4 protein-coding genes, 4 tRNA genes and 1 rRNA gene are annotated in these 4,690 nt (G+C 51.0%); 1 reads left to right on the forward strand and 8 read right to left on the reverse strand.

Annotation, left to right across the window (positions count from 1 at the left end; all coding sequences use genetic code 11):
• From FND52_RS21710 to FND52_RS21730, 5 genes are all read right to left on the reverse strand, one after another.
• A partial coding sequence (locus tag FND52_RS21710) for a GTP-binding protein (protein WP_004159035.1) occupies positions 1-410 on the reverse strand: 410 nt, incomplete at its 3' end.
• 109 nt (positions 411-519) lie between these two features.
• Positions 520-595 (reverse strand) — tRNA-Thr (locus FND52_RS21715).
• A 5-nt stretch (positions 596-600) separates the two neighbouring features.
• Positions 601-675 (reverse strand) — tRNA-Gly (locus tag FND52_RS21720).
• 113 nt (positions 676-788) lie between these two features.
• Positions 789-873: transfer RNA gene (locus FND52_RS21725), tRNA-Tyr, on the reverse strand.
• A gap of 10 nt (positions 874-883) precedes the next feature.
• Positions 884-959 (reverse strand) — tRNA-Thr (locus FND52_RS21730).
• 481 nt (positions 960-1,440) lie between these two features.
• Here FND52_RS21730 and coaA point away from each other — a divergent pair.
• Entirely contained in the window at positions 1,441-2,397 is a 957-nt protein-coding gene (gene coaA, locus FND52_RS21735; protein WP_208737528.1) for a type I pantothenate kinase, read from the forward strand.
• 26 nt (positions 2,398-2,423) lie between these two features.
• Here coaA and birA read toward each other — a convergent pair whose 3' ends face one another.
• The 3 genes from birA to rrf form a co-directional block, all read right to left on the reverse strand.
• A complete protein-coding gene (birA, locus tag FND52_RS21740; RefSeq protein ID WP_125295740.1) occupies positions 2,424-3,386 on the reverse strand; it encodes a bifunctional biotin--[acetyl-CoA-carboxylase] ligase/biotin operon repressor BirA in 963 nt (320 codons plus the stop codon).
• Positions 3,383-4,411 carry a UDP-N-acetylmuramate dehydrogenase gene (gene murB / locus FND52_RS21745; RefSeq protein WP_144133210.1) on the reverse strand — a complete coding sequence of 343 codons (1,029 nt, stop codon included), beginning with the start codon at positions 4,409-4,411 and terminating at the stop codon, positions 3,383-3,385. The genes birA and murB overlap by 4 nt, the downstream gene beginning before the upstream one ends.
• 185 nt (positions 4,412-4,596) lie before the next feature.
• A 5S ribosomal RNA gene (gene rrf, locus FND52_RS21750) occupies positions 4,597-4,690 on the reverse strand; the annotation flags it as partial.

The following is a 4,690-nucleotide window of genomic DNA, read 5'->3' on the forward strand; positions in this document are numbered from 1 at the left end:
TTGTTCAGGAACACGATGATGTACGGAACGCCTACCTGACGACCCAGCAGGATGTGCTCACGGGTCTGCGGCATCGGGCCGTCAGTCGCAGCAACAACCAGGATCGCGCCGTCCATCTGCGCAGCACCGGTGATCATGTTTTTCACGTAGTCGGCGTGGCCCGGGCAGTCAACGTGCGCGTAGTGGCGAGTCGGGGTGTCGTATTCAACGTGAGAAGTGTTGATGGTGATACCACGAGCTTTTTCTTCCGGCGCGTTATCGATCTGATCGAATGCACGAGCAGAACCACCGTAGGTTTTAGCCAGAACGGTAGTGATGGCAGCGGTCAGCGTTGTTTTACCATGGTCAACGTGGCCGATAGTACCGACGTTAACGTGCGGTTTTGTACGTTCAAACTTTTCTTTAGACATCGATTGTCCCTCTAAGACACGGATAAATCGGTGATATCACCACATCAACCAGGCACAAGCCTGAATTTGTTGAATATAAACAGAAAAGAAGCAGGGAGGAAAAAAGAAGTGGTGCTGATAGGCAGATTCGAACTGCCGACCTCACCCTTACCAAGGGTGCGCTCTACCAACTGAGCTATATCAGCACATCTGGAGCGGGCAGCGGGAATCGAACCCGCATCATCAGCTTGGAAGGCTGAGGTAATAGCCATTATACGATGCCCGCATCCTGGAACTCGGCTACCTGATTCTTCTGTTTGAATATGAAGAGAAGCCCTTCACTATTCGAGCCGATTCGCTGAGCTTATCGTCTCGGGTTACGCAGCGCGCAACCTAAAATGGTGGTGGGGGAAGGATTCGAACCTTCGAAGTCGATGACGGCAGATTTACAGTCTGCTCCCTTTGGCCGCTCGGGAACCCCACCGGGTACTTGATGGTGCCGGCTACCGGAATCGAACTGGTGACCTACTGATTACAAGTCAGTTGCTCTACCTACTGAGCTAAGCCGGCATCAAGTAGCGCGCATTCTAGGAACTGCCGGGCCTGCATGCAACAAAAAAATTGCATAAAACGCTCTACCGCTCACATTTTGAACTAAGCCCGTCACTTCTGGCACTATTTTGACCAGCGCAGCGTAAGAAATAATCAGGACTCGCCCATCACCGTGCATAGAAAGCCGGTATCGCTGCCTGAGGGAGATGCCGGACTACATCTGTTCTGGCAACGGCTATTGCCACTCTGCCGTTATTTGCTACAAACGCCTGTTTGCGATGAATCCGTATTATCGCGCCGTAGCGAGTTGAGGCTGTTAAACGTGATGCTTTTACTGGAAAGCATCACTCCTTTTGATTTTTTCTTCTTATTCTTTGCATTCTGGTGTTACCCTCCTGCCCATCGTTGAAACTGATATCTATGGCGTGTCACTGGCCGTTTATAAAATGAAACGAACCAGCCAGAGCGTTCATCCTTGTCCGCAATGACAGGCAAACACATGCTGAAAAGTAATACAGAGCAAACAATAATGACTCCTTATCTTCAGTTTAACCGGAGCCAGTGGGCTGCGCTTCGTGACTCAGTCCCAATGACCTTAACTGAAGGCGAAATCGCGCGCTTAAAGGGTATTAACGAAGATCTCTCGCTGGATGAAGTCGCTGAGATTTATTTGCCCCTGTCGCGCTTATTAAACTTCTATATCAGCTCGAATCTTCGCCGCCAGGCGGTATTGGAACAATTTTTAGGCACTAACGGGCAGCGCATCCCTTATATCATCAGCATCGCAGGCAGCGTTGCCGTAGGCAAAAGCACCACGGCGCGTGTGCTTCAGGCGCTATTGTCGCGCTGGCCGGAACACCGCCGCGTTGAATTAATTACCACCGATGGCTTTCTGCACCCTAACCAGGTTCTTAAAGATCGGAACCTGATGAAGAAGAAAGGATTCCCGCAATCCTATGATATGCATCGGCTAGTAAAATTCGTTTCCGATCTAAAATCCGGCGTACCGAATGTGACGGCCCCGGTGTATTCCCATCTCATTTATGATGTTATCCCCGATGGGGATAAAGTTGTGGCCCAACCGGATATATTAATCCTTGAAGGATTGAATGTATTACAAAGCGGCATGGATTATCCGCACGATCCGCATCATGTATTTGTCTCTGATTTCGTCGACTTTTCTATTTATGTCGATGCACCAGAAGATCTATTACAGACCTGGTATATCAACCGATTCTTGAAATTCCGCGAAGGGGCATTTACCGATCCGGATTCTTATTTCCATAATTACGCCAAACTTTCGGAAGAAGAGGCTGTTAACGTCGCCACACAGTTATGGAAAGAGATCAACTGGCTGAATCTTAAAGAAAATATTCTACCAACGCGTGAGCGAGCCAGTCTGATAATGACCAAGAGCGCCGACCACGCGGTTGAGTGCGTCAGATTACGGAAATAAAAAAAGGGAGCTAAGCTCCCTTTTTCTTATCCTGCGCTGCGTAATGATATTTCGCCGCCAATCCAGGGTTTAATCGCGCCATCCTGCTCCAGTAATAACGCGCCCTGCTCGTCAATACCCCGGGAAATACCAAAAATCTCTTTCTCGCCAATAATCAGTTTTACCGGGCGATGAATAAAGTTATCCAGCTTTTCCCAACGGCCCAGGAATGAGGCCAGTCCATCCTGCTCAAAGATTTTCAATGCGTTGCGTAATTCGTTAATCAGCCGGACGGCGAGCTTATTACGATCGATATGAATGCCCGCTTCCTGTAGGTTAATCCAGCCCTGGTTGACGACCTCTTCTTCTACCCGGCGCATCGCCAGGTTAATGCCTGCGCCGATAACAATCTGCGCAGCGTCACCGGTTTTGCCGGTTAACTCAACCAGAATTCCGGCAAGTTTGCGATCGTGGAGATAAAGGTCGTTCGGCCATTTAACACGAACCTGATCGGCGCCCAACTCATGCAAAACCTCAGCCATCACGATACCAATAACCAGACTTAAGCCAATCGCAGCGGCGGGGCCCTGCTCAAGACGCCAGTACATCGATAAATAGAGATTAGCGCCAAACGGCGAGAACCATTTACGACCGCGACGGCCACGACCCGCTTGCTGATATTCCGCAATACATGCATCGCCGGAAGAGAGGCTTGCCAGATGGTCGAGCAGATACTGGTTGGTGGAGTCGATAACCGGTAATACGCTGACCGAGCCGGTATCAATTTGGCTAAGAATTAAAGACTCATCCAACAGCTGGATAGGTTCGGGAAGGCTATACCCTTTTCCCGGGACGGTAAACACATCCACGCCCCAGTCGCGCAGCGTCTGGATATGTTTATTAATCGCCGCACGGCTCATCCCTAATTTTTCGCCCAGCTGCTCGCCCGAGTGGAATTCGCCATCAGCGAGCAGAGAGATGAGCGTTAAGGGTATTTTATTATCCTTCATGAAATTTTCTCCACGGCATTCACTTCACCGGTTCGGCCAATAAAACGCACTTCCGGCTCAAGCCAGATGTTAAATCGCTCACCTACGCGCTGCCGCACATCATGCGCAAGGCGCACAACATCACTACTTATTGCGTTATCTACATTAACCAGAACCAGAGCCTGTTGGCGATGCACGGCTGCGCCGCCCACCTGGTAGCCCTTTAACTGACACTGATCGATTAACCAGCCCGCAGCGAGCTTCACGCTGCCGTCAGCCTGTGGGTAATGAGGGATGCGGGGAAAGTGCTCAATGAGTTGCGCAGCCAGTTCCGCACTGATGACGGGGTTCTTAAAGAAGCTGCCCGCATTGCCCTGGACGCGAGGGTCGGGCAGTTTTGTTTGCCGCATATGGCAAACGCTATCAAAGACGTCTTGTGGAGTGGCAGTAGCAGGATCCAACTGGGCCAGATCACCGTAGGTCAATACAGGTACCCAACGCTTGTTCAGGCGTAGCCCTACTGCGGTAATAGCGTAGCGGTTCTGGTATTCGTGCTTGAAGATGCTGTCACGGTAGCCAAAGCGGCAGTCTGCCGCCTCGACGCGTAAAATATTGCCCGTTTCGAGTTCGATGCAATCGACGTATTCACAAACGTGCTTAAGCTCAACGCCATAAGCGCCAATGTTTTGGATCGGTGACGATCCCGCGCATCCGGGGATCAGGGCCAGGTTTTCCAGTCCAGGCATACCCTTGTCGAGCGTGTATTCAACCAGCTTGTGCCAGTTTTCCCCTGCCCCCGCGTGAATATGCCATGCGCGCTCTGTCTCTGTGACGGTAATGCCCGCAATGCGATTAACAATCACCGTGCCGTCGAAGTCTTCAAGAAAAAGAACATTGCTGCCCTCTCCGAGAATCATTACCGGTTCGCCCCGTCGTGCGGACTCAAGCCAGGCTTGCTGTAACGACTCGGGTGTCGTCGCCTCAATCAGCTTTTTAGCGCTGCATTCCAGATTAAAACTATTAAAAGGTTTGAGGGAAGTACGCATGATTTTTTCCTGATACAACGATCCCGCTAGTTTACCCGATCGCGCAGCGTAAGGCTTGTATCGTGGTTTGATTGGTGAAGAGCGGAAGCAGGTTTCAGAGCGTTGGTAGGGGCGTTCAGGCAAGTTTGCTGGATCGCAGACAGCAAAAAGCCCATCCGTCAGGATGGGCTTCTGCTTTGTTTGATGCCTGGCAGTTCCCTACTCTCGCATGGGGAGACCCCACACTACCATCGGCGCTACGGCGTTTCACTTCTGAGTTCGGCATGGGGTCAGGTGGGA

The sequence above is a fragment of the Atlantibacter subterraneus genome (genome assembly GCF_007570865.1).
GTDB classification, from domain to species: domain Bacteria; phylum Pseudomonadota; class Gammaproteobacteria; order Enterobacterales; family Enterobacteriaceae; genus Atlantibacter; species Atlantibacter subterraneus.